17 protein-coding genes are annotated in these 20,356 nt (G+C 71.9%); 2 read left to right on the top strand and 15 right to left on the bottom strand.

Annotated features, from left to right (window positions below; all coding sequences use genetic code 11):
- Positions 1-75: 75 nt before the first annotated feature.
- A complete protein-coding gene (locus EAO72_RS20145; protein WP_148021911.1) occupies positions 76-1,407 on the bottom strand; it encodes a PP2C family serine/threonine-protein phosphatase in 1,332 nt (443 codons plus the stop codon).
- Positions 1,404-3,878 (bottom strand): serine/threonine-protein kinase, encoded by a 2,475-nt coding sequence (locus EAO72_RS20140; protein WP_459112825.1) that lies wholly within the window; start codon positions 3,876-3,878, stop codon positions 1,404-1,406. The genes EAO72_RS20145 and EAO72_RS20140 overlap by 4 nt, the downstream gene beginning before the upstream one ends.
- Here EAO72_RS20140 and EAO72_RS44320 point away from each other — a divergent pair.
- The gene (locus EAO72_RS44320) at positions 3,862-4,152 is read left to right on the top strand and encodes a hypothetical protein (RefSeq protein WP_459112824.1); all 291 of its coding nucleotides are present in this window, start codon (positions 3,862-3,864) and stop codon (positions 4,150-4,152) included. The two genes, EAO72_RS20140 and EAO72_RS44320, sit on opposite strands and share 17 nt — an antisense overlap.
- Positions 4,153-4,284: 132 nt before the next feature.
- Here the strand turns inward: EAO72_RS44320 and EAO72_RS20135 are convergent, their stop codons facing one another.
- From EAO72_RS20135 to EAO72_RS20090, 10 genes are all read right to left on the bottom strand, one after another.
- Complete coding sequence (locus EAO72_RS20135; RefSeq protein ID WP_148018726.1) at positions 4,285-5,619, bottom strand: hypothetical protein; 1,335 nt, start codon at positions 5,617-5,619, stop codon at positions 4,285-4,287.
- Between the two features lie 115 nt (positions 5,620-5,734).
- The gene (locus tag EAO72_RS20130) at positions 5,735-6,817 is read right to left on the bottom strand and encodes a glutamate ABC transporter substrate-binding protein (protein WP_187285144.1); all 1,083 of its coding nucleotides are present in this window, start codon (positions 6,815-6,817) and stop codon (positions 5,735-5,737) included.
- Positions 6,818-6,828: 11 nt separating this feature from the next.
- On the bottom strand, positions 6,829-8,229 hold the full coding sequence (locus tag EAO72_RS20125; protein ID WP_410090479.1) for a hypothetical protein: 1,401 nt from the start codon (positions 8,227-8,229) through the stop codon (positions 6,829-6,831).
- Positions 8,230-8,658: 429 nt separating this feature from the next.
- Positions 8,659-9,633, bottom strand: a complete 975-nt coding sequence (locus tag EAO72_RS20120; protein WP_148018725.1) for an N-acetylglucosamine kinase — start codon at positions 9,631-9,633, stop codon at positions 8,659-8,661.
- The gene (locus EAO72_RS20115; protein WP_148018724.1) at positions 9,624-10,889 is read right to left on the bottom strand and encodes a 6-phospho-beta-glucosidase; all 1,266 of its coding nucleotides are present in this window, start codon (positions 10,887-10,889) and stop codon (positions 9,624-9,626) included. The genes EAO72_RS20120 and EAO72_RS20115 overlap by 10 nt, the downstream gene beginning before the upstream one ends.
- Positions 10,890-10,892: 3 nt before the next feature.
- Positions 10,893-11,795, bottom strand: coding sequence for a carbohydrate ABC transporter permease (locus EAO72_RS20110; RefSeq protein ID WP_148018723.1), 903 nt, complete (start codon positions 11,793-11,795; stop codon positions 10,893-10,895).
- 1 nt (position 11,796) lies between these two features.
- Positions 11,797-12,738 carry a carbohydrate ABC transporter permease gene (locus EAO72_RS20105; protein ID WP_148018722.1) on the bottom strand — a complete coding sequence of 314 codons (942 nt, stop codon included), beginning with the start codon at positions 12,736-12,738 and terminating at the stop codon, positions 11,797-11,799.
- A gap of 10 nt (positions 12,739-12,748) precedes the next feature.
- A complete protein-coding gene (locus EAO72_RS20100; RefSeq protein ID WP_148018721.1) occupies positions 12,749-14,086 on the bottom strand; it encodes an ABC transporter substrate-binding protein in 1,338 nt (445 codons plus the stop codon).
- A gap of 62 nt (positions 14,087-14,148) precedes the next feature.
- The gene (locus EAO72_RS20095; RefSeq protein ID WP_148018720.1) at positions 14,149-15,372 is read right to left on the bottom strand and encodes an ROK family transcriptional regulator; all 1,224 of its coding nucleotides are present in this window, start codon (positions 15,370-15,372) and stop codon (positions 14,149-14,151) included.
- 269 nt (positions 15,373-15,641) lie between these two features.
- The gene (locus tag EAO72_RS20090; protein WP_148018719.1) at positions 15,642-16,712 is read right to left on the bottom strand and encodes a mechanosensitive ion channel family protein; all 1,071 of its coding nucleotides are present in this window, start codon (positions 16,710-16,712) and stop codon (positions 15,642-15,644) included.
- A gap of 366 nt (positions 16,713-17,078) precedes the next feature.
- Between EAO72_RS20090 and EAO72_RS20085 the strand changes: the two genes are divergently transcribed.
- On the top strand, positions 17,079-17,615 hold the full coding sequence (locus EAO72_RS20085) for an HNH endonuclease (RefSeq protein WP_148018718.1): 537 nt from the start codon (positions 17,079-17,081) through the stop codon (positions 17,613-17,615).
- Between the two features lie 78 nt (positions 17,616-17,693).
- Here EAO72_RS20085 and EAO72_RS20080 read toward each other — a convergent pair whose 3' ends face one another.
- The 3 genes from EAO72_RS20080 to EAO72_RS20070 are packed head-to-tail and all read right to left on the bottom strand — an operon-like array spanning position 17,694 to position 20,342.
- Complete coding sequence (locus EAO72_RS20080) at positions 17,694-19,037, bottom strand: FtsX-like permease family protein (protein ID WP_148018717.1); 1,344 nt, start codon at positions 19,035-19,037, stop codon at positions 17,694-17,696.
- On the bottom strand, positions 19,027-19,788 hold the full coding sequence (locus EAO72_RS20075; RefSeq protein ID WP_148018716.1) for an ABC transporter ATP-binding protein: 762 nt from the start codon (positions 19,786-19,788) through the stop codon (positions 19,027-19,029). Before EAO72_RS20075 ends, EAO72_RS20080 begins: the two co-directional genes overlap by 11 nt.
- Positions 19,785-20,342, bottom strand: a complete 558-nt coding sequence (locus EAO72_RS20070) for a PadR family transcriptional regulator (protein ID WP_148018715.1) — start codon at positions 20,340-20,342, stop codon at positions 19,785-19,787. Before EAO72_RS20070 ends, EAO72_RS20075 begins: the two co-directional genes overlap by 4 nt.
- Positions 20,343-20,356: the final 14 nt, after the last annotated feature.

The following is a 20,356-nucleotide window of genomic DNA, read 5'->3' as shown; positions in this document are numbered from 1 at the left end:
TGTCAGATGAAGACAGATGTGCGGACAACGGCATCGGGGGTGCGGGGACGGACGGAACGGGACTCACCCGCTGGTTCAGGCGGATCCTGCCCCTTGCGGCGGCACGGCGAACGGCAGCAGGGCCACTGTTACGTTGTCGTGGCCCCCGCCGTCGAGCGCATGGCCCACCAGGACCTGGGCGCCGTGCAGGGGCCGCTCAAACGCGTCCTCGGGCACGGCGGCGGCCATTTCGGCCGCGGCCTCCGCGTAGTTCCACAAGCCGTCCGTGCAGACCACCACGAGTCCCGGCCGGTCCGGTTTGAACGACGCGGTGTGCGGCTCCAGTTCGTAGGCGTCCGCGCCGAGCCAGCCCGTGATGGCGTGGGCGCGCTCGTCGGCGTACGCCTCCGCCTCGTTCATCAGGCCGGCCGCGACCATCTGCGCGGCCCAGGAGTCGTCCTCGGTGAGCCGGGCCGGTGCGGTGGCGCGGTCCTCGGGCACCCAGTACACACGGCTGTCGCCGACCCAGCCGACGACCAGCAGCCCGCTCGCCATGATCGCGCCGACCAGGGTGCAGGCCGGGGCGTTCTGATGGCGGTGCGGGTCGTGCTCCTGCGCCTGACCGGGGTCCTGCGCCAGCCGGTTGACCGACTCGGCGGCGGCGACGATCGCCTCGTGCATCGCCTGCTGGGGATGCGTGCCGCGCGGCAGCGACTCCAGCAGCGCCTCGTTGGCGGCGTGCGCGGCGGCGGCCGAGGCCTCGTCGGGCCGGCTCGCCGACGACACCCCGTCGCACACGATCGCGACGACGGCCGGCGAACCGTCCGGCAGCGCGGTGGTCGACACGGCGAACGCGTCCTCGTTGCGGTGATGACGCAGGCCGCGGTCGCTGACCGCGGCGACCGATTCGAGCTCCTGCTCCATGTGGTCGCGCTCGCGCGGCTGGGCGTGGCCGCAGTTCTCGCAGTAGCCGTCGTTGTCGACCCGGCCCGCCCGGCAGGCCACACACACCTTGGCGCCGGCCGACGGGGCCAGAGCCGGATCGGGGGAGGTACGGGGATCAGGCGCGGCCCCCGCGGCCGCCGGCGCGGCCAGCTCGAAGTCGCCCGACGTGCCGGACGCAGTCGGTGCGGCCGGCCCGTCGACACGGGTCGCCGGAGGCACCGGACGCTCCGCACCCGGCGAGGAACCGGGAGCCTGCCACGGGGCGGGCTCCACCGTCTCCGGGGCCGGCCCGAAGCCGGCGCCCGGCGAAGGCTCCCCGGCAGGGGTGGCGATGGCGATCGTCGGGCGGTCCTGCGGCGGCTCGGGCACGGCCGACAGGTCGTACCCGCACGCACCGCAGAACAGGTCTCCCGGCTCCAGCGGCTCCTCGCAGCCGGGACACCTCGACAAGGCCGTCTCCTGTGGCTTCTGCGACATGTTCACACCCACGTTCGGGGGCGGAAACGGTTGGCCCGCTCCACCAGTTCGATCCTCTCGTCACCGGGCTCCGCCAGCCGGGCGAGCATCCGGTACGACCGCTCCAGCCCGAAACGCAGGCCTCGCTCGTCCAAGTCACTGCCGAGCAGCGTCTTCGGCCCCTGCGCCCCGGCGTGCGGAGCAGACTGCGGGTCCGAGGACCGAGCCGTGGGACTACCGGAGAGTACCCAGTCGAGCGCCGTCCCCAGCACCTCGGTCGACAACTGCTCGCGGCGCACCGCGTCCAGACCGAGCCCGGCCAGTCCCGAGACCTGGGCCGAGGCGGCCATCAGATCGTTGATCAGCGGGTCGTCCGGGGCCCGTTCGCGCAGCCGGGCCCGTACCGCGGCGACCCGGGCCGCCGTGAAGTGGATCGACGCCTCCGGCACCGACTCCAGGGTCCGGACGGCCCCGCCCCGGTCCCCGGCCGCGATCTGCACCCGGGCCAGGCCGAACGCCGCGCTCACGAAGCTCGGGTCGGTCATCCACACCAGCCGGTAGTACTCGGCGGCGTTGTCCAGCTGGCCCAGGACCTCCGCGCAGATCCCGAGCGCCAGCTTCGGCGCCGGCTCCCCGGGGAAGGCGTCGTAGACCGCGTCGAAGGACAGGGCCGCGTTCTCCTTGTCGCCGGACACCAGGGAGGTGAGCCCGCGGTACCAGACCACGCGCCAGTCGTCCGGGTGCTTCGCCTCCAGCGAGGCCAGGGTCTCCGTCGCACCGGCGAGGTCGTTCATCTCCAGGGCGGCCCGAAGCTCACGCAGCCGGGTCTCCAGCGAGGCGGCCGGCACGGCCTGGAGCGCGGCGATCAGTTCGGCGGGTGCCGAGGCCATCACCCCGGCGAGGAAACCCGCGTTGGGGTCGCTCGCATCGACCCGGGGCACCGGCAGGGCGAGCGAGGTCCCGCGCACGTCGAGCCCGGCCAGCCGGGGCCCGTTCGCGCTGTACGGCCCCGGAACGGCGCCCGGATCCGCGAGCGGCGCCCTGGGTGCGGGAATGGCCGTCCGGGTCTGCGTGTACGGGAGCGGGGCGCCGCCTCCCTGGCCGCCCGGGGCGCTGCCACGGACATGCGTGGTGGTGGACGGCYGCGGTCCGGCTCCCGCGGCGAACCCGGCAGGCGGGCCCGCGGGCAGCGCGCCCGGAACACCGCCCGGCGGAGCCACCGCCGCCGGCGGGGACACGGGCGGTGCCAGCGGCGCCCGGCCGGCCCGCCGCCGTCCGAAGAGCCCGGCCCGGCCGGGCTCCGGCGTCCGGGCCCCCAGACGCGAGACATCACCGGTCCGGATCGTGAAGAGCTCCGTGTCGGTGACCCGCAGCTCCGCACCGAACAGCGTGGACAGCGCCGGACGCGGACGCCCCGTCTGTAGCGACACCACCTCGCGCAGCACGCCCGTCAGCTGCTCCGCCATCTCCGCGGCGGAGGCGAACCGCCGCGCCGGATCGGGGTCGGTGGCCCGCACCAGCAGCCGGTAGAACGACTCGTAGGTGCGGAACACCTCGATGTTGTCCGGGTCCGGCAGCGAGTCCACGAAGACGTTCGTGTACCCCTGGAAGTCGAAGGTGAGCACCGCGAGTGTCCGCGCGACCGTGTACAGGTCGGAGGCCACCGAAGGCCCCGCCTCCGCGACCTCCGGCGCCTGGTAGCCCACCGTGCCGTAGATGGCCGACTCCTCGTCGTCCATCCTGCGCACCGCGCCCATGTCGATCAGCTTCAGCTGGTCCTCGGTCTGGATCGCGTTGTCGACCTTGAAGTCGCAGTAGAGCAGGTTGCGGCTGTGCAGATGGCCCAGCGCCTCCAGGGCCTCGATGCCGAACGCGCACGCCTGCTCGACCGGCAGCGGATCCCGCTTCCCGGCCGGGGTGCGGCGCTCGTTGGCGATCTCCTTGAGCGCCTTGCCGCCGACGTACTCCATGACGATGTAGCCGTCGAGCGAACCGGTCCGCTGGTCGAGGTGCTCGACGAAGTTGTAGATCCGGACGATGTTGGAGTGCTCGATCTCGGCGAGGAAGCGGCGCTCGGAGATGGCCGCCGCCATGGCGTCCTGGTCGCCGGTGTCGAGCAGGCCCTTGAGCACCACCCAGCGGTCCGAGACCGCGCGGTCCACGGCGAGGTAGACCCAGCCGAGCCCGCCGTGGGCCAGACAGCCCGCGACCTCGTACTGGCCGTGGACGACGTCGCCGCCCTGGAGCTTGGGCACGAAGGAGTACGGGTGGCCGCACTTGGTGCAGAACCCCTCCGTACGCCCCGGCCGCTCGCCCCGGGCCCGGCCCACCGGCGCCCCGCAGTCCGAACGCGAGCAGAACCGCTTGCGTTCCGGTACCTCCGGGTTCTCCATCACCGCGGTACGCGGATCGGGACGCGGCACATCCGGTACGAGCACCAGCCCGGCACCCAGCCGGTTGCGTCCCGAGGCGCCGGTGGACTTGGCCGAGGAACGCACCGAGACCGAACGCGAGGTGGCGCTGCCGGACAGCGCGCGCGAAAGCCGCCCCGACACCGAACGCCGCGACGTCGACGAGCGCGAGGAGGACCGCGAGGACGCCCTCGACGAGGCCTGCGAACTGCTGCGGGCCGAGGAGCTGTTACTGCCCCTGCTGCCCCGGCCGCCGGCCGCGATACCGGTGGGCGGCGAGCTCACCATCCCGTTCGGCGACACCACCGGAGCCAGACCGCAGGTGTCGCAGTACAGCTCACCGCCGCCCATGTCCTCGTAACTGCCCTCGCACGCGGGGCGCTGGCACTGCGTACTCATGGTCATTCCCCCTGTCCGCCCCGCCGCCGCGGCGGCCACGACGCTCCGTCACTACCCGTCCCGCACACCTTGTGCCCCGAAGTCCCCGCACCTGTCATGGGTGCCCCCGCCGGTCCTCGGGGCCGGACGGCCCGCGCCCGGCCAGCATGTCCAGTGCCGCGTCCTGATAGCGCTGCACCGTCAGCGCGGCGACCCGCAGATCGCACGGCGCGCTCCACAGCATCCGGCGCGCCGCGTCGTACCGCTCGATGAGGAACGGGTCCTCCGCCAGCCCGTGCCGGGCCACCTTCGCCTTGTACGCGTCGAGCCGGCCACGCAGCTCCGCCCGCACGGCCAGCGGCGCCGTGACCGCCGTCAGCTGCTCCCGGGCCCGCAGCAACTCCTCGTCGGCCTGCTGCTCCAGGGACTCCAGCAGCGGCGAGAGCCGGTGCCACTGGGCGTGTCTGCGGTACTCCGACGCGGCGGCCAGCCGCTCCTGGAGCGCCGTCGGCGGGCCGTTGACCGCGGGCACCTCGGAGGCGGCGATCTTCGCCAGGACCTCACCGCGCGCCGCCCTGGCCTCGGCCAGGGTGCGATCGGCCCGGGACAGGACGTCGCGCAGCTGGACGAGGCGCTGCTCGGCGTCCTGCCGGACCGCGAGCACCGCCTCGACCTCCCGGCGCACCTCGTCCAGCGCCCGGGCAGCCCGGTCGTAGCGCGTCGTGTCCGGGCGTCCGCCGCCCGGCGCCGAACTGCCGGGCCCCGGGAGCCAGAACGCCAGCGGGTCCGAGATCACCTGCACCCGCAGCGTGGTCAGCTCCTGGACGATCGACTCCAGGTCATCGCCTGCCGGGTGCTCCCCGGGCCGGACGCCGACCGAGTGCGCCAGCGAGTATGTGCGGCGCAGCTCGGCGGCGAGCAGGTCTATCCGGGCGGGCATCGCCGACCACACGGAGTCGGAGGCGACGACCATGTCGAGCGAGCGCGCGTACAGCTCGTTCATCCGGTGGACCAGGTCCTCCAGCGTGAAGTGCTCCGAGAGCCGGGCCGGGCCGGTGATCGAGGGATCGTGGCCGGCGGCGGCGTGTGCCACCGTGACCCCTTGGCCGCGCAGCAGTTCGGTGAGCGCCACCAGGTCCTCGCGGTTGGGCTGACGGCGCCGGGCCCGCACCTCGCGCGCCCGGTTCAGGGCGCCCGTGTACGCGTCGAAGTAGCTCCACAGCAGCGTGATCGACTGCTCGGTGGCGCTCCAGCGTTCCTTGGTGACACCGGTGAGCTCGGCGCCCTCCAGCAGCCGGCGCCCGGCGTGGTCCTGAAGGGCGAGGAGCGAGGTCTCGATCGCCTCGTGCTCCGCACCGAGCCGGGCCAGCGCTCGGTCGGCCTCGTCCCGGTCCATGACGGGGCCGGGAGGCCGGGCCGCGTAGCTGGGGAAGGGGCCCGCGACGCCCATCGATCACCTCTCCGCTCTTCCTGCCGGGCGGGGGGCCCGGCAGGATCAGTGCTGTCGACCGCCGGCCGGTCGTCAGTTGCTCGCCGGCCGGGAACGGTCCTGGCACCGGTACGTGTCAGTCCCGGTACTTGGGCGCCGGCGGCGCCGTTATCCCGGGCAGACCGTCCTGCAGCCACTTCCGGTACGACTGCATCCACAGGCTTTCCGCACCACCGGCGCGGTAGTCGACCAGCACCTTGTTGACCCGGGACACCAGGTCGTCGGCGCCCTTCTTCGTGGCCACCCCGTAGTACTCGGTGGTGAAGGGGGCGCCCTTGAGCTCCACGGCGGGGTCCTGGGCGGCCTGGCCGGCCGCGAGGGCGTTGTCCGTGACGACCGCGTCGACCTCGCCCATCTGGAGCCGTACCAGGCAGTCCAGCTGGTTGGGGACGGTGAGCTTGTCCTCGTCGGCCGCGCTGCCGTCGTGCTCGTCCTTGAACACGGAGCCGAACGACTCCTTCTCCAGTGCCTCGTACGCGGTGGAGCCCTCGGCGGTGCAGACCCGCTTTCCGGCCAGCGAGGAGTTGAAGCCGGTGATCGGCTTGTCCTTCTCCGGACCCTTCTTCGGGTCCTCCTTCGGCGCGAGGACCTGCTGACCGGCCTGGAAGTAGGCCGTGGAGAACGACACCTGGTCCAGCCGGGCACAGTTGATCGTCATCGTCCGGACGACGACGTCGACCTTGTCGTTCTGCAGCGCGGCGATCCGCTGGTTGGTGGGGATCGCCCGGAAGATCACCTTGTCCGGGCTGCCGAGGATGTCCTTGGCGATGGCCCGCACCAGATCGATGTCGAAGCCTTCGAGATTCCCGGACTCCGGGTTGCGGAAGCCCCACTGGAAGCTGTTCTGGTCGACGCCGGCGATCAGCTTGCCGCGGTCCTTGATCCGCTTGATCGCGTCGCCCTCCGCCCGGCCGGGCAGCAGGCTGGCCTCCGGGTCCGTGCAGTCGTCCGCCCGGGCCTGGACGGCGTGGGCCGTCCCCGATCCCGCCCCCGGCGCGTCGAAGGCGTCCTTGCCGCTGTGGGAGAGCGGCAGCAGGGTCAGCGATGCCGTCACCGCGCAGGCCGCTGCCATGGCGGTCACCCCGCCCCAGCCGCGCAGTCGGTGCGGGCGGCCCCCGCGGGCCGTCCCCGGGCCCGTCCTCGGGTCCTTCGCTGTCATCGCTCCCCCTGTCACCGGAACTCCGAGAGCCTGCGGTTGACGCCGACGATCGCCGCCACCGCGCCGAGCACGGCAAGGGCCGCTGCGCCGATCGGCAGCCCGCCCAGGGCCCCGCGCCCGTCCTCGGCGGCCCGGGTGAATTCGCTCTGCTCGTGGGCGAGCGCCTTCCGCAGCGCTTCGTCCACCCGGCTGAACGACTCACCCGTCGAGTCCTCGGCCCCGATGATCTGCTCCAGCGCGGTGTCGTAGTCGCCGCTGTCATCCGTCTTGCGGGCGGTCCGGTGGCGGCCCTGCCACTCGGTGACGGCCGCGATGGCGTCGGCCACGGGCTTGGCGCCCTCGGAGTCGTCGGTCTCCTCGGCGAACTTCGCGGCCTTGCTCAGCTCTTGTCCGAGCGCCTTCATGCCCGTGCCGTAGTCGGTCTCGTACTTGTCGCTCTTGCCGTCCGCGGTGAGCACCGCACCGCGGGCGACCACGGTGAGGTTCTCGCTGGAGCGCGCCTTCAGCGAGTCGATGCGCGCCCGGTTGAGCACGTCCAGGGACTGCTGGCCGTGTGTGTTGGCCTCGGCCAGATCGGACCGGGCCACCGAGTGCCCCACCGCCAGCCACAGCAGGACCACGGTGGCCGCCGCGGTCGCCGCGAGCAGGCCGTGGTTGAACACCCGGTTCGTCCTGCGGTAGTTGCGCCGCTGGGCCCAGAACAGGACGGCCAGCGCGATGACGCCGACGCCCAGGGAGAAGAACGGCCACGTCCGTGCGGAGTGGTAGTCCTGGTCGAGCCGGTCCGTCTCCGCCGTGTACAGCCGCTCGGCGGCCGGCAGCAACTCGTTCGCCATCTTCTGGTTGGCGTAGCGGAGGTAGGCGCCGCCCAGCGGCAGGCCCTGCCGGTTGTTGGCACGGGCGCGCTCGATCAGCCCGGTGTAGCGCGGCAGTTCCTTGTTGAGCGTGGTGATCTCGTGGCCGGACTTCGTCGACGCGTCCGTGTTGGCCGCGGCCTTCACCAGCAGCCGGGAGGCGTCGTCGATGTCCTTCACGTACTGGTCGTGCACCGCGCGCGGCTCCTGCGGACCGGCCAGGAAACCGCTCGCGGCCGCCGCGTCCGCGTCGGCCAGCGAACGGTAGATGCCCGCCGCGTCCGCGCTGAGCGGCTGACTGCGTTCCACCACGTCGTTCGCCGCAGCCGCGCGGTCGCTGATCTCGAACGCCGTCACCGCCCCGAACGCCACGACGAGCAGCGCCAGCACGGCCCCGATGATCTGGAGCCGGCCCGGCTCGGTGGTCGCCGCGGCACGCAGCCGCTCCGTCACGACCGCCCGGACACTGTGCGGCGGCGGCGCGGGCACGGCCGCCGGCGCAGGCTGCTGCTCCGGCGCGTGGTGCGGCGCCGGGCGTACATTCGGCGGGTATGTCACTTGACCTCCCCCTCGGTCACTGACGGTGGCCCGCCCCCCGGCCGATCGGGGGACTGGTACCCGGCCAGAAGTATGGCCGCAGGGACCGGCGTCCACAGGCGAACGCACGGATCCTGCACCGGTCCACGAAGCAGCCGACTCCGATCAGCCGCGGTCACACAGCATTCGATCAAGGCCGACGCCGCCGATCAAGACGATCGGCGGAGCAATCCCCGAGCATCCCCGAAGCGATCCCCCGAGCCATCCCGAAGCAAGCAATCCCCGAAGCGATCCCCGAAGCAAGCATTCCCCGAAGCAAGCGAACCCCTGAGCGGATCGGTCCCCCACTCATGAACACGTCCGGGGCAACTGATCGGTTCCCAAGCGAAGAAGACGCCCCGTAACCCGAAGGCTACGGGACGCCTCCGACAACCGGCGCGCCCGTCCCGGTCAGACGTACTGCGTACGGAGCCTGGCGTGCACCTCCGGCGCCGCGCCCGTGTGGTCCAGGCCCAGCAGCCCGGCACCCAGCACGGGGGCCTCCTTCACCACCCGCACCACCGCCTTGGGAGCGCGTACGGCGAGGAGTTCACCGATCCGGTCGTCCAGCCGCGGGTGGCGGGCGGCCAGCACGCTGCCGCCCAGGACGACCGGCACCGCCTCGTCGAGCAGGCCGAGCCGGGACAGCGCGACCGAGGACAGCGCCACGACCTCCTCGGCCAGCCGGTCCACCAGCCCGCGCGCCACCGCGTCGCCCGCCGCCGCGGTCGTGAACAGCACCGGAGACAGCTCATGCCGCCGCTCCGACGCGATCCGGCCCAGATGCAGCGCCTCGATCAGCGCGTACATCGAGCCGAGCCCGAAGTGCGCGGGCAGCGTCCGGGCCAGCTCGGTCGGCTCGCCGCGCCCGTCCTCGGCGCGCGAGGCGAACCACATCGCCTCCTCGGAGAGCCCCGAACCGCCGCCCCAGTCGCCGGATATCCGGCCGATCGCGGGGAAGCGCGCGGTCCGCCCGTCCGGTGTCATGCCGACGCAGTTGATCCCCGCACCGCAGACGACGGCCACCCCGCGCGGCTCGTCGGCCCCGGCCCGCAGGATGGCGAAGGTGTCGTTGCGGACCTCCACCGTGCGGCCCCAGCCACGGGCGTGCAGGGCCTCGGTCAACTGTTCTTCCTCGACCGGCAGATCGGCGTTGGCGAGGCAGGCGGACACATGGGCGACGGACCCGGCGTCCGCACCGGCGGAGACCAGCACCCGCTCCACCGCCGAGCCGAGTACGTCCACAGCCGTGCCGATACCGACCACCGGCGGCTGGAATCCGCCGCCGCGGGCCGTGGACAGCACGGTGCCGTCCTCACCGATGAGTGCCACATCGGTCTTGCTGTTCCCCGCGTCGATCGCGAGGACCGAACCGTTCACGCCCACGCGAGGTGCTCCCGGTTGTGCGCGACCAGCTTGTCGGTGAGCGCCTCGGCGTACTCGAACTGGCCGATCAGCGGGTGCGCGAGCAGCGCCTTGAACACCCGGCCGCGGCCACCGCGCAGCGCGGCCTCCAGCGCCAGGTCCTCGTACGCCGTCACGTTGGCGATCAGACCGGCGTACAGCGGGTCCAGCTCCGGCACGGCGAGCGGCGTCGCGCCGGTCCCGTCGACCCTCGCCTGCACCTCGATCACCGCGTCGTCCGGCAGGAACGGCAGCGTCCCCCTGTTGTACGTGTTGACGACCTGCACCGCGGAGCCGCCGCCGCCGAGCAGCGAGGCCGCCAGGTCCACGGCCGCCTCCGAGTAGAAGGCGCCGCCCCGCTTGGCGAGCAGCGCCGGCTTCTCGTCCAGTGCCGGATCGCCGTACATGGCGAGGAGTTCCTTCTCCATCGCGGCGACCTCGGCCGCCCGCGAGGGCTTGGTGCCGAGTTCCCGCACGACCTCGTCGTGGGCGTAGAAGTAGCGCAGGTAGTACGAGGGCACCACGCCGAGCCGGTCCACGACCGCCCGCGGCATGTGCAGGTCGTCCGCGATCGCGTCGCCGTGCTCGGCGATCAGCCGCGGCAGCACGTTCTCGCCCTCGGGGCCGCCGAGGCGCACCCCGAGCTCCCAGCTCAGGTGGTTCAGCCCGACGTGGTCGAGGTGCACCTCGCCGGGGGTCACGTCGAGCAGAGCCGCGAACTTGCGCTGGAAGCCGATGGCCACGTTGCACAGGCCGACGGCCTTGTGCCCGGCCTGGAGCAGCGCCCGGGTGACGATGCCGACCGGGTTGGTGAAGTCGATGATCCAGGCGTCCGGGTTGGTGCGCCGGACGCGGTCGGCGATGTCCAGGACGACGGGGACGGTGCGCAGGGCCTTGGCGAGGCCGCCGGCCCCGGTGGTCTCCTGTCCGACGCAGCCGCACTCCAGCGGCCATGTCTCGTCCTGGTTGCGGGCGGCCTGGCCGCCCACGCGCAGCTGGAGCAGGACCGCGTCGGCGTCGGCGACGCCCGCGTCGATGTCCGAGGTGGTGACGATCCTCCCCGGGTGGCCCTGCTTGGCGAAGATCCGCCGGGCGAGGCCGCCGACGAGTTCGAGCCGGTGGGCGTCCGGGTCGACGAGCACGAGCTCCTCGACCGGCAGGGTGTCCCGCAGCCGTGCGAATCCGTCGATCAGTTCAGGTGTGTAGGTGGACCCGCCACCCACTACTGCGAGCTTCATGAATCAGCCCTTTACTCCGGTCAGTGTGACGCCCTCGACAAATGCCTTCTGTGCGAAGAAGAAGACGACGATCACAGGGGCCATGACCAGAACGGTCGCGGCCATGGTCAGGTTCCAGTCGGTGTGGTGTGCGCCCTTGAAGGACTCCAGTCCGTAACTCAGCGTCCAGGCCGCCGGGTTCTCGGAGGCGTAGATCTGGGGGCCGAAGTAGTCGTTCCAGGCGTAGAAGAACTGGAAGAGTGCGACGGCGGCGATGCCTGGCCTGGCCATCGGGATCACGACGCGCAGCAGGGTGCGGAACTCGCCGCAGCCGTCGACCTTCGCCGCGTCCAGGTACTCGTTGGGGATGGTCAGCAGGAACTGCCGCAGCAGGAAGATGGAGAACGCGTCGCCGAACGCCATCGGGATGATCAGCGGCCAGAGCGTGCCGGACATGTCCAGCTGCTTGGCCCAGAACAGGTACATCGGGATGACGACGACCTGCGGCGGCAGCATCATCATCGAGATGACGAGCATCAGCGACAGATGCCGGCCACGGAAGCGGAACTTGGCGAGCGCGTACGCCACGGGCAGCGAGGACACGACCGTGAGGACGGTGCCCAGACCCGCGTACAGCAGGGTGTTCTTCCACCAGGTCAGGAAGCCCGGAGTGTCGAACACCTCCTTGTAGTTGCTCCACTCGAAGGGGTGCGGCCAGAGGTCACGGGTCAGCGCCTGCTGGTCGCTCATCAGCGAGGTGAGGAAGAGGAAGACGAACGGCAGCACGAAGAAGAGCGCGGCCGCGACGCCGAGCGAGTGCACACCGATCCAGTGCAGCAGCGCCTTGCGGCGTGCGACCCGCTCGGCCGGGGTGACGGGGTCACTCGCCGGGCCGGCTGCCTTCGGGGTGTCGAGTACCTGCGCCACGTCACTCACCTGCCTGGATCAGTCCGCTGCGGCGCCGCATCAGCAGTGCGGTGAACGCCATGGCGAGGACGAAGAGAACGAGCGCGACCACACAGGCGGAGCCGTAGTCGAAGCGCTGGAAACCGAGGTTGTAGACCAGTTGCGGAAGCGTCAGTGTCGACTTGTCGGGATAGCCGGGTTCGAACTGCTGCCCCGAGCCGCCCATGACACCGGACGCGACCTTCCCGGCCACGAGCGGCTGGGTGTAGTACTGCATCGTCTGGATGATGCCGGTGACCACGGCGAACATGATGATCGGCGAGATGTTCGGCAGCGTGACGAAGCGGAACCGCTGGTACGGGTTCGCCCCGTCCAGCTCCGCCGCCTCGTACTGCTCCTTGGGGACGTCGAGGAGCGCGGCCATGAAGATCACCATCAGGTCGCCCACCCCCCACACCGCGAGGGCGGTCAGCGCCGGCTTGGACCAGGTGGCGTCGGTGAACCAGCCGGGCGTTCCCATCCCGAGATCGCCGAGGATCGAGTTGACGGGTCCGGTGCCCGGGTTGAGCAGGAAGACGAAGCCGAGCGTCGCGGCGACCGGCGGCGCCAGGTACGGCAGGTAGAACAGCGTTCGGAAGACCCCGGCACCTGTCTTGATCTTGGTGATCAGCAGACCGACACCGAGCCCGAAGACCACGCGGCAGGTCACCATGACCAGGACCAGCCAGAGAGTGTTGCGCAGCGCCGGCCAGAACAGCGGGTAGTCGTTGAAGACGAACGACCAGTTCTGCAGCCCGCTGAACTCGGGGGCCGAGAAACCGTCGTAGCTGGTGAAGGAGAAATAGAGCGTGGAGATCAGCGGGTAGGCGAAGAAGACGCAGAACCCGATCAGCCACGGCGACATGAAGGCCGCCGTCCGAAGCGCCGAGCGGCGGCGCTTCGAACGGAGTGTGTACGTGCTCATCGCGTCGGCTCTACTTCGCCTGGGCGATCGCCGCGTCGATTTCCTTCGCGGTCTTCTCCAGGCCCGCCTTGACGTCCTTCTGGTTGCCCTTCTCGATCTCGAAGCCGAGGTTCTGCAGGGACGTCAGGTACGCGCCGCCGTTCACCGAGGGCGGGGTGGTGGTCGACTTCGGGTTGGCCGCGATGTCCAGGAAGGTCTTGAAGCGCGGGTCGTACTTCAGCTTCGGCGACTTCAGCGCGGCGAGCGTGGACGGCACGTTGTGGATGGCGTTGGCGAAGTTCACCACCGCGTCGGTGTCGGTCGTCATGAACTTCACCAGCTCCCAGGCGGCGTTCTGCTTCTCGGAGGTGGCGGCGATCCCGGCGATGGTGCCGGTCAGATAGCCCTTGCCGTACGTGTCGGCCTCGTCGTCGGCGACGGGCATCGGGGCCACGCCGATCTCGAACTCCGGCTTGGTGTCCTCGGCCATGCCGAGCCGCCACTCGCCGTCCAGCTGCATGGCCACCTGCCCGGTGTGGAACGGGTGCTTCGCACCCCACTCGTCACCGAAGCCGGTACGGAACTTCTCCAGCTTCCGGTAGCCGCCGAGCGAGTCCACCAGCTTCTTCTGGGTGGTGAGCATGTCGGCGAAGGCCGGGTCCTTGGCGATGTTCGACTTGCCGTCCGCGTCGAAGTACGAAGGGTTCCAGCTGCCGAGGTAGTGCTCGGTCGTCGACTCGTAGCCGTGGTAGTTCGGCATGAAACCGAGCCGCTCGTACGAGTCGCCCCTGGTCTTCGTCAGCTTCTTGGCGTCGGCGGCGAACTCGGACCAGGTCTTCGGCGGACTCGTGATCCCGGCGTCCTCGAACGCGTCCTTGTTGTAGTAGAGCCCGTACGCGTCGCCCAGCAGCGGCACCGTGCAGCGCACGCCGTCGAACTGCGTGTACTCGTTCATCGCCTTCGGGAAGGTTGCGTCCGCGTCGATCCCGTCCTTCTTCAGGAAGGGGTTGAGGTCGACGAACGCCTTCGACGAGCAGAACTTGCCCACGTTGTTCGTGGTGAACGACGAGACGACGTCCGGAGCCTTGGAACCGCCCGCGCGGAGCGCCTGGTTGATCTTGTCGTCGGTCATGTTGCCGACGACCTTCACATGGATGTTGGGATGCGCCTTCTGGAAGGCGTCGATGGTGGCCTGGATGCCTTTGACCTCGTTCGGGGCGCTCCAGCCGTGCCAGAAGTTGATGGTCGTCTCCTTGGACGCGTCATCACTGGCACCGGAGCCGCTCTGACCGGTACAGGCGGAGGCGAACAGGGCTATCGCGGCGGTCGCGGCGAGCGCGACGGCCGGCTTCCGGCGGTTTCCGGACATGGTGAGGTCTCCCGATGAAGGGTTGGGACAGGGGGAAGGAAGGGGTATGTGGAGGTGCGGGGTCAGCGCGAGGTGTCGAACACTTCGTCGCGGGTGGTGGCGAGCGCGCTCTCCAGTGCGCCGCGCAGGACGGGGCGTCGGGTCACCTCGCCGGTGATCAGCCGGGGCCGTGACGCCGCCAGTTCGGCGAGTTCGGCGGCCACCCGGACCCGCAGCGGCTCGCCGCCGCGGGCGATCAGCTCACCGGACAGCACGACGACCTCGGGGTCCAGGACGGCGACCATGGAGGCGAGACCGGTGGCCAGCCCGGTGGCGAACCGGTCGAGGAGCCGGCCGTACGGCCCGCCACCGCCCTGCTCCTCGGCCTCGGCCGCCCGGCCCACCAGGCGGGACGCGATCTCGTGATGAGTGCCCGGGCCGCGCACCGCCTCGTCGTCGATGCCGAGCTCACGGGCCAGCCGGGCGAGCACCTGGGCGCCCGCCAGTTCCTGGAAGCCGCCCGCGTTCGCCTTGGTGACCTGGCGGACCAGCGGGGCGCCCGGCACCGGCAGGAAGCCGACCTCGCCGGCGCCGCCGGTGAAGCCGCGGTGCAGCCGGCCGTTGATGACGAGGGCGGCGCCGAGGCCCTCCTCGTTCCACAGCAGCACGAAGTCCTCGTGTCCCCGCGCCGCGCCCAGCCGCTGTTCGGCCACCGCGACGAGGTTCACGTCGTTCTCGTACTCCACCGGCATCGGCAGGAAGGCCGCCAGCTCGTCCAGCAGCGTGGGGGAGTGCCAGCCGGGCAGGTGCGAGGCGTACCGCAGCCGGCCCGTGCCCGGGTCGAACGCGCCCGGCGTGCCGATGACGACCCGGTGCACGTCGGACCGGGTCAGCCCGGCCTCCTTGACGGCCCCGTCCAGCGCCTCCGCGACCTGCCGGACCACGCTGTCGGCGCGGCGCCCGGGGGTCCGCAGCTCGAACTCCCCGACCGTCTCGCCCGTCACATCGGCGACGGCGGCGACGATCCGCTGGGCGTTCACATCGAGACCGGCGACATGCGCGGCCGACGCGTTGACGGCGTACAGCTGCGCGTTGGGCCCGGGCCGCCCGGCCGCGGTCCCGGTCGCGACGACCAGCCCGGCCGCCTCCAGCCGGGCCAGTAGCTGGGAGGCGGTGGGCTTGGAGAGCCCGGTCAGCTTCCCGATCCGGGTCCGCGACAGGGGCCCGTGCTCCAGGAGGAGATCGAGGGCGGCGCGGTCGTTCATGGCGCGCAGAACGCGGGGGGTGCCCGGCGTGGTTCCGGCCATGGTCACTGCACCTGCCCTCTGTTAGGAAAGTTTCCTATTCGGTGGGAGGACCGTAGGGCGCGCGTCACCGGGGCGTCAATGGTCCGCACCGCGGTGGCAACCAAAGCGTTACCTGCGCGGGGGCGTTACGGCCCGGGCCGGCGCGGTGTCACGGAGGCGTGGATACCCGACGCCGCGCGAGCCCGATCGGGTTGCCCGCGCACCACGGACGAGGGGCACCCCGCAGACCTCGCGGGGTGCCCCTCGTCCGTGCGGCGTGCGGCCGCGCGCTACTTCGTGATGTTCGGCGTCGCCGGCGGGATCGGGGTCGCCGCCAGGGACTGGGGCGAGGTGGCCGAGGCGTACGCCGAAGGGGCGGCCATTGCGGCCGTGGGGTCGGCGGCCGAGGGCTCGTCCGGCTGGGCCGGGATGCCGCCGACCATGCGGATGCCCGCCTCGTCGAAGGCGCGCTTGATACGCCAGCGCAGCTCGCGCTCCACACCCAGCGCCTTGCCCGGCATCGTCTTCGCGGTGACCCGGACCGTCATCGACTCCAGCAGCACGCTGTCCAGGCCCAGGATCTCCACCGGACCCCACAGGCGCTCGGTCCACGGGTCGTCCTTGGCCATCAGCTGGGCGGCCTCGGTGATCACGGTACGGATCCGGTCCAGGTCCTCCGTGGGGCGCACCTGTACGTCGACCCCGGCGGTGGACCAGCCCTGGCTGAGGTTGCCTATCCGCTTCACCTCGCCGTTGCGGACGTACCAGATCTCGCCGTTGTCACCGCGGAGCTTGGTGACCCGCAGGCCGACCTCGATGACCTCTCCGGAGGCCACGCCCGCGTCGATGGTGTCGCCGACGCCGTACTGGTCCTCGAGGATCATGAAGACGCCGGACAGGAAGTCGGTGACCAGGTTGCGGGCGCCGAAGCCGAGGGCCACACCGGCGACGCCCGCGGAGGCCAGCAGCGGGGCCAGATTGATCTCGAACGCGCCCAGGATCATCAGGGCGGCCGTGCCGAGGATCAGGAACGAGGCCACCGAACGGAGTACGGAGCCGATCGCCTCCGAGCGCTGCCGGCGCCGCTCCGCGTTGACCAGCAGGCCGCCGAGCGCGGTGCCCTCCACCGCCTGGGCGCTGCGGTTCATGCGCTCGATGAGCTTGGTCAGCGTGCGGCGGACGGCGATGCGCAACGCGATCGCGATCGCGGCGATGAGCACGATCCGCAGACCGGTGTTCAGCCAGGTGGACCAGTTCTCCTCGACCCAGCTCGCGGCGTTGCCGGCCTGCTTCGCGGCTTCGTCCAGCGAGCCGCCGGGCTCGGGCGACGGGGCTGCGGCCAACAGGACGGACAAGGACACGGCGAAACCTCCAGTTGGGCGAGCGCTGAACAACCACACTAACGGGGCATCCGGAATGCTCCGTTGCCGTGAGGGAGGGGAGAGACGCGTCTCACCCGGGGATAGGGAAGAGGTAAGGGACGTGTCCCGCGAGGCGGTGTGTGCGAGCGGTCTGTGGCCGATCGCACACCGGGCGCGCTCGCGGCGGGCAGGCCCCCGAAGCGCCTGTTCCGGCGCGTCCCGTCGTACGGGCGGCAGGGTCCCGGAAGAAAATCCTTCCGGCCCGTTACCCGCACGTGGTGGCGCTTCGACCAGGCAGGAGGGGAGACTGAGACCGGATCGTCCCGGCGCGAGCCACGCGCCGCCGGCGTACAAGGAGGCGTCCACGTGCCGCATGTCCTGGTTCTCAACGCGTCGTACGAGCCGCTCGGCGTCGTACCGCTCCGTCGCGCGCTCGTCCTCGTCCTCGAGAACAAGGCCATGTGTCTTGAGGAGTCCGGCGCCTTCATCCACAGTGCCACCCGTGCTGTTCCGGCCCCGAGCGTCATCCGGCTGAAGCGGTTCGTGCGCGTGCCCTACCGGGGGCCCGTCCCGCTGACCCGCCGGGCGCTCTTCGCCAGGGACGGCGGGCGCTGCATGTACTGCGGCGCCGCCGCGACCAGCGTCGACCACGTCATTCCGCGCAGCCGCGGCGGACAGCACGCCTGGGACAACGTGGTGGCCGCCTGCCGCCGCTGCAACCACGTCAAGGCCGACCGCCATCTGCCCGAGCTCGGCTGGCGGCTGCACCAGCAGCCCGCGCCGCCGACCGGACTGGCCTGGCGGATCATCGGCACGGGGCACCGCGACCCGCGCTGGCTGCCCTACTTGCAACCCTTCGGCGCGGACGACGCGATGGCCCGGATCGACGGCATCTCAGCCTGACGATCCGGGCTTCCGTGTCTGCGGGGCAGGTCTCCTTCCGTGTCCGCGGGCTCCCGAGCCCACGCCTCGCGCCGGGCGTCAGGCGAACCGCAGCTCCGCCGGGTGAGCCATGCGGCGCAGCAGTGGCAACGACGTCGCGGCGGCCAGCAGACACGCGGCGTACACCGCCACGGGGACGAGCAGAGGCAGCAGGGACGGAGCCGTGCCGGGCGCGGCCACGGCGGTGTAGGCCAGGTGGACCGCCATGCCGCCGAGGGTCGCGAGCAGGACCGCGGGGGCCAGCGGGAGCGCGGTCTCCAGGAGCGTGGCCCGGGCCAGCACCGTGTGCGGCACCCCGGCCGCGGTCTGGGCCGCGAGGCCCCTGCGCCGGGAGGCGAGTGACTCCGCCGTGCCCACGGCGAGGCCGAAGAGGCTGATGGCCAGGGCCACCAGGATCGCGGCCCCGGTGAGGTCGATGCCGTTGGTGTAGAAGGCGAGGTCCGCCGCCGTGTGGACGCCCTTCCCGCGCAGGTCGGCGAGCACCACCTCCCGCACCCCCACGAAGGCGATCCCGACCACGGTCACCAGGAGCAGCGCGGCATGGGTGCGCGCGGCGGCCCACGGGTCGTCCCGGAGCCGCCCCGCGGCGATCATGACCGCCGGGCTCTTCGCGCTCGCCGCCAGCCGCCGGCCCATGTGGGCCGCCGACGCGCCGGCCGCCCAGACCGCGCCCGCGCCGGTGAGGGACACCAGGCCGAACACCAGCATCGGGAACGACGCCGCGGACGGGCTGCTGTCCCGCACCACGAGCGCGTACGCCCCGGCGGCGACCGCCAGCGCCGCGACGAGCAGGATCTGCAACCCCCGGGGCCCGCGCTCCGGCCGCACCCGGCGTACCTCGCCGAGCGGCGAAGCGACGACGCGGCGCAGGGCCAGCACACTCACCAGCGCGCCGGCCACCGGCACGCCGAGCACGACCACCACGAAGGCCGCCCAGGCCGTCGCGGGCGGTGTGTGCCCCTGGACGGCGAGGGCCACGACGACGACGGCGAGCCCGCCGGCCGACCCCGCCAGGCAGACCGGCGCGGACTCCAGCGCGCTGATGCGGCGCACCTGCGCGGGTGACGCCCCGGCGAGCCGGAGCCCGGCCATCCGCCGGTCGCGGTGCACGGCGCCGATCCGGGCACACTGGCCGAGGAGACCGAGCACGGGGACGAGCAGGAGCAGCAGCGCGACCACCACGCCGGCGCGCTCGCCCGGCTGGTTCAGGAGGCCGTGTGCGAACGGGATCGAGACCTGTCCCCGGACCGCGGCGACCGTGATCGCGGCGAGCGCGAACACCGTGGCGAGCAGGGCGCCCACCGCGGTGAGCGCGATCCGCCACCACTCGCGGCGGTCCGAGCCGCGGGCCAGGATCCAGGCGATACGTGCGTCAGCCCTCATGGCGGGAGGCCTCCCGGGCGCTCTGGGCGTGCTCCTGGACGACGAAGGGCGTGGCGCCGGAGTGGACGGCCCCGTCCCGCAGCCACACCTCCCGGTCCGCGTACGCCGCGATCTGGGCGTCGTGCGTGATGAGCAGCACCGCGGTGCCGGACTCGCGGGCGGCGTGCACCAGCGCGGTCATCACCTGCTCCCCGGCGAGCGAGTCCAGGGCCCCGGTCGGCTCGTCCGCGAAGACGGCCTTCGGACCCGTCACCCACGCCCGTGCCAGCGCCACCCGCTGGCCCTGGCCGCCACTCAGCTCCCCGGGCCGCAGCGCGGCCTGTCCGCGCACACCGAAGCGCTCCAGCCACTCGTCCGCCCGGTCCCGCGCCGTGGCGCGGGCGGTCCCCGCGAGGAGCAGCGGCAGCATCACGTTGTCGTGCACGGTGAGTTCGGGGATCAGCTGCCCGAACTGGAAGACCACGCCGAAATCGGTGCGCCGCAGCTCGCTGAGGCGGTTCTCCGACGCCCGGTCCAGCCGCTCCCTGCCGTACGACACCTCGCCCTCGTCGGGGCGGACGATGCCCGCCAGGCAGTGCAGCAGCGTCGACTTCCCGCTGCCGCTGGCCCCGGTGACGGCGAGGATCTCGCCCGACCGGAGGGTGACCGAGGCACCGCGCAGGGCCTGCGACCTTCCGTACTGTTTCGTCAGGCCGGTGGCTCTGATCATCGGTTCCGCTGCCCCGTGGGGCTGCTCGGTCTGTGTGCTCATACTGCGTCGACCTCCGCGGTCAGGGTGGTGAGACGGGTGGCCGTCGTGGCCATCCACCGCACGTCGGCGTCCAGATGGGCCAGGGCGTAGTCGGCCGAGAGGACGGTGCTCAGGTCGGCGCCCGGTGTGGTCTTGAGACCGGTCAGTTCGTGCATGCGCACCATGTGGGCGGCACGCTGGGCCCGGAGGTACGTGGCCGCCTCCGCCGTCCGTTCGCCGCCCTCGGCCCCCGCTACCAGGAGCGAGATGACGACCTTGGCGAAGATCTCGTTCGTGACGAACGGAGCGGGCGGGGTGACGCCTTGGGCCCAGGAGGCGAGTTCGTCCGCGCCGCGGTCCGTGGAGCGGTACAGGGTGCGCTCGGGGCCGCCGTCGGAGTCGGTGCCCTCCACGGCGGCCAGGTCGTCCCGCACCAGGCGTTGCAGGGTCGTGTAGACCTGCCCGTAGGCCAGCGGGCGGGCCTGGGGGAAGAGTTCGTCGTAGCGCCGTTTGAGGTCGTAGCCGTGGCAGGGGCTTCCGGCAAGCAGGCCCAGAAGAATGTGACGGGTGCTCATGGGGCGTGACTATA

Source organism: Streptomyces sp. OR43 (genome assembly GCF_008042275.1).
Lineage (GTDB): Bacteria > Actinomycetota > Actinomycetes > Streptomycetales > Streptomycetaceae > Streptomyces.
The sequence above is the reverse complement of the archived record's forward strand: the minus strand, read 5'-3'. Positions and strand labels throughout refer to the sequence as shown.